The sequence below is a fragment of the Micromonospora sp. DT81.3 genome (assembly GCF_049847225.1).
Classification (GTDB): Bacteria; Actinomycetota; Actinomycetes; order Actinomycetales; family Microbacteriaceae; genus Microbacterium.
The window spans coordinates 1-4,497 of record NZ_JBNCNY010000013.1 but is presented as its reverse complement, the minus strand read 5'-3'; the positions used below and the strand labels follow the sequence as shown (position 1 = coordinate 4,497).

Here is a 4,497-nt window from a genome sequence, read left to right as displayed (position 1 = left end):
GGACATCACCAACGGCGGCGCCCCGAACTTCATCGGGTCCTGGGCGAACACCCCGGGGGTTCGACTGGTGACCGGTGATTTCAACGGGAACGGTCTGACCGACATCGCGCTGGTGCGTCAGACGCCGGGCTGGGGGACGATCCCGGTGGCGTTCGCGCGCGGCGACGGGAACTGGGACATCACGAACGGCGGCGCTCCGAACTTCATCGGTGCCTGGGCGAACACCCCGGGGGTTCGACTGGTGACCGGTGACTTCAACGGGAACGGTCTGACCGACATCGCGCTGGTGCGTCAGACGCCGGGCTGGGGGACGATCCCGGTGGCATTCGCGCGCGGCGACGGGAACTGGGACATCACCAACGGCGGCGCCCCGAACTTCATCGGGTCCTGGGCGAACACCCCGGGGGTTCGACTGGTGACCGGTGACTTCAACCGCAACGGTCTGACCGACATCGCGCTGGTGCGTCAGACGCCGGGCTGGGGGACGATCCCGGTGGCGTTCGCGCGCGGCGACGGGAACTGGGACATCACGAACGGCGGCGCTCCGAACTTCATCGGTGCCTGGGCGAACACCCCGGGGGTTCGACTGGTGACCGGTGACTTCAACGGGAACGGTCTGACCGACATCGCGCTGGTGCGTCAGACGCCGGGCTGGGGGACGATCCCGGTGGCATTCGCCCGCGGCGACGGGAACTGGGACATCACCAACGGCGGCGCCCCGAACTTCATCGGGTCCTGGGCGAACACCCCCGGCGTCACGCTGTCGCCCGGAACCTATCGGTGATCCTGCGTAAGGCTGGGGAGAACATCATGGCCCGAGGATTGGCGAGAACCTTCCTGCCGACACCACCGCCGATCACGCCCCTCGATGAGTTGGCAGCCGACGCGACCGGATTGATCGAGTCGCTGACCGGGTGTTACCTGATTCGGCTGGATCGGATCGACCCGCCCGGCGCGGGAACCGATGTGCACTATGACGGCACGCTCCGAGTCTCGACGGCCGATGCCTTGCTCGCCGTCAGCGGTGACCTCTACGTTCATCGGGCGTCGGGCACGGCCGGCTCCAGAGAGCCGGACCCGACGGCCGGCATCCCGATCTTCCCGCGGGATGACTACCGCTTCTACGTCCGGGGCATCAGCTTTCGCCCCGCTTCGGGAGGCTCGCCGGCCATCGACTTCGAGTTCGAGCTCCATGCGTTCGACCGGGTATCAGGGGCTTGGGAGGACATAGGACTGCGTCGCGTCAAGCTGCAGTCGGTCGCCGACACGGACGGGCAGCCCCTCGAGGGCCTCGTCCTGTCATCGTCGGGCGAGCCCGTCGGCCGGCTGCGCGCAACCCGCGTCTCCTCGTCACTACGGCGGGCGATCGTCGAGATCGACCGGGTCCCGAAGCTGGAGCGGCCATTCGACAACGGCTCAGGTACCAAATGGCAGACGGTCTTCGACCTCGTCGGATGGGATCTCACTGTCGAGCGGGGAAACAGCAATATCGCGGAGCCGTCCGGCGAGTTCTGGACCGACGCCGAGCTGCACCAGACGATGCTGAAGCAGAGGAAGCGCGAAAATCTCGACTCGGAGTGGCGCTATCACCTCCTGTGCGTGCGACGCATCCGCAGAACGAATCGCGGGCTGATGTACGACAACGCTTCCACGGACTCGAACGACGTCCCCCGGGAGGGCATCGGCATTGCGACGGGATGGATCCCCGAGGAGTCGTTTTGGGGTCCCCTCGTCGGGCGTCGGTTCGGCGAGGCGACGGCGTCGTACTTCCGGACTGCGCTGCACGAGATCGGCCACGCCATGGGGCTGCAGCACAACGACGTGGACTTCGGCGTCATGAACACGACGGATGTCCTGGCGAAACGCGCGACCCAGCCCGCCTTCCCCGAGAACGCGCTCTGGTCCTTTGCCGCCGATGACCGCCATCGGCTCCGGCACCTGCCGGATCCCTGGGTCCGTCCCGGCGGCATCCCGTTCGGCCAGTCGTTCGCGTCAGCGCCCATCGCGGACGAGGCGGCTGTAGAGGCTCCGGCGGGCCTTCATCTCCAGGTGGAGCCCCTGCTCGAGGTGGTTCCCCTCGGCGCCCCGGTGCGGGTCGAGTTCCAGTTGTCCAACCACAGCCGACGTCGGGTCGAGGGACCCGCGTCGCTCAACGTCGGCGACGGCGCCGTCCGAGGTCACGTGATCGATCCAGCCGGTGTCGGACGAGCGTTCCTGCCGCTCCTGCGGTGCGTCGATGCCGACGAGACCCGCACGCTCAAGCCGCAGGAGACGCTCAGCCATGGCGTCACGCTCCTTCGTGGGGGCGATGGCGCGCTGTTCCCGATCCCCGGGGTTCATCGCATCGTTCTCGAGGTGAGCTGGCGCACCGACCGAGGCGTGGTGACGATGTCCGGCGAGACATCGGTGATCGTCACCGGACCGGAGACCAAGGAACACGCCGTCGCCGCTCATCGGATGCTCAGCGTCCCGAACGCCATGCTCACGCTCGTGCTGGGAGGTGACCACCTCGAGGACGGGGTGAGCACGATTCGCCGCGCCCTGGACTGCCAGCAGCTGACCGAGCATGTCGCGTGGATCGAGGCCAAGCGTCTCGCGGTCCCGTTCTTCGAGCGACCCGCCCGACTGCAAGAGGCGGTGGATCTGCTCGATGAGACCACCGTGATGAGCCAGGCCGAGATCGCTCGGGCCGCCGCGATCGTCAAGGAGGCGCGACCCCGCGTCGCCGCGGAGTCAGACGGCGCCGGTCTGGCGGATGCCGCCGATGACGAGCCGAGCTCCCCGGAGGCGATCGCTTGCGATCGTTTGACGGCCCTTCTCCAAACCAAGGTGAAGGAACAGACGGTGGCAGATGGGGTCCGAACGGAGGTCGCGGCGCTGTGACCGAGAAATCTGAGCCGGCCAAGCGAAAGCCCGCCAAGCCGCCCGGGGATGAAGACCTCGTCGGCACCTGGTTCCGCGAGGAGCGCGACGATGCCCCCTACCCCGACGAGCTCACGTTCGAGGCCGACGGGATCTACCACGGCAAGATGGCGCCGGGCAGCCGCACCGCGAGCAAGCTCGACGTCGGGGTGTTCGACCGGATCGACGAGAAGTCGATCCGGATGTCGACGGCCACGGACCGTGACGAGACGTTTTCACTCGACGCCTCGGCGGATCGGCTGAACCTCACCGACGAGGACGGCACGAAACTCGCCTACACGCGTAACCCGGACGCTGGGCGAACCGTCGAGGAACGGTCGTCTGACGGGGGAGCTGCCGGGGACGACGAGATCGGCACCGACCCGACCCGAGAAGGGGAGTGGACGCCGTGACCACACCGGCGTATGTGGAGGCTCTGCGCCGGGCGATCGCCGCTCCCGATGCCCATGGGAAGGTGAGCATCGGACTCCAGGACGCGGTCGACCTGCTGGCGTCGGCACCGCCTGCTCCCAGCATCGACCCGGACTACGCCGGCCGGCCGGGCTATGACCGGGTTTTTCTGGACGGCACACCGTTGCCGCTGCCATCACTCACGGGCGCCGCCGCCAGGGACACTGTGAAGTTCGCCGGGCCGAACGGGAAGACCGACGAACTCCGGTACCACCACTTCAGTGTGGTGATGAGCAAGTCCCGGCGTTTCGCTCGGCTCACTGCCGTCAACATCGACGGTGGCCAGTCGGTCGAGTTCGACCGGGAGAACGATGCGTGGTCGTTCGATCCTCGTATCGACAAGAAGTTTCAGGTCGGCAACGCCCTGTACGCCGACAACCCGTTCGATCGGGGACATCTCGTACGCCGCCTCGACCCGGTCTGGGGCGGCTCCGAGGTGGCCAGCTTCGCCAACGGCGACACCTTCCACTTCACCAACTGCGCGCCGCAGCACGAGCGGTTCAACCGCAATCCGCAGGTGTGGGCAGGGATCGAGAACTACATCCTCAAGAACGCTGACAGCCGCGACGTGCGGGTCACGGTCTTCACGGCACCGGTGCTCCGTACGACCGATCCGCAGTTCTCCGACATCAGGGTGCCGCTCCAATTCTGGAAGGTCGTGGCGTTCCGCCGGGCCAACGGCGCGTTGGCCTCGAGCGCGTATCTCCTCTCCCAGGAGAAGCTCGTCGAGGACGTCGTGGCCGATCAGGAGTTCGTCTGGGGCGCCTACAAGACCTTCCAGGTCTCGGTGAGCCGGGTCGCGACCAGCGCATCGCTGGACCTCGGCCCGCTCGTCCCGGCGGACGTCTTGGCCGGGCTCGACGACGCCGAGGTTCTGCGACCGATCCTCGCGCTGGCGGACATTCGCATCTGATCCCCGGTCAGCCGATCGCTGGTGACACCAGTCGTCGGGTGCCGACTGGCTTCGGCGACCCCTCGAGCAGCTGGTCTCACAGAGGGTCTCGAGCAACGAGGCGGAGTCTGCAGGTGATGACTCCGTCGGTTTGGGTTACCGGTAGTCGCCGGTGATGGGGTGGACGCCGGGGGTGTTGGCCCAGGCGGGGATGAAGTCGGGGGCGGCTCCGT

Annotated in this window: 3 protein-coding genes and 1 pseudogene; all 4 read left to right on the top strand. The window is 67.4% G+C overall.

Annotated elements, in window-relative coordinates; genetic code table 11:
* Window positions 1-784, top strand: a pseudogene (locus ACPW96_RS20460) (hypothetical protein); the annotation flags it as partial.
* Between the two features lie 26 nt (window positions 785-810).
* Window positions 811-2,883 carry a hypothetical protein gene (locus ACPW96_RS20455; RefSeq protein ID WP_425885332.1) on the top strand — a complete coding sequence of 691 codons (2,073 nt, stop codon included), beginning with the start codon at window positions 811-813 and terminating at the stop codon, window positions 2,881-2,883.
* Entirely contained in the window at window positions 2,880-3,314 is a 435-nt protein-coding gene (locus ACPW96_RS20450; protein WP_425885331.1) for a hypothetical protein, read from the top strand. Before ACPW96_RS20455 ends, ACPW96_RS20450 begins: the two co-directional genes overlap by 4 nt.
* Window positions 3,311-4,285: a DNA/RNA non-specific endonuclease gene (locus ACPW96_RS20445; RefSeq protein WP_425885329.1), complete on the top strand. Its 975-nt coding sequence runs from the start codon at window positions 3,311-3,313 to the stop codon at window positions 4,283-4,285. The genes ACPW96_RS20450 and ACPW96_RS20445 overlap by 4 nt, the downstream gene beginning before the upstream one ends.
* Window positions 4,286-4,497: the final 212 nt, after the last annotated feature.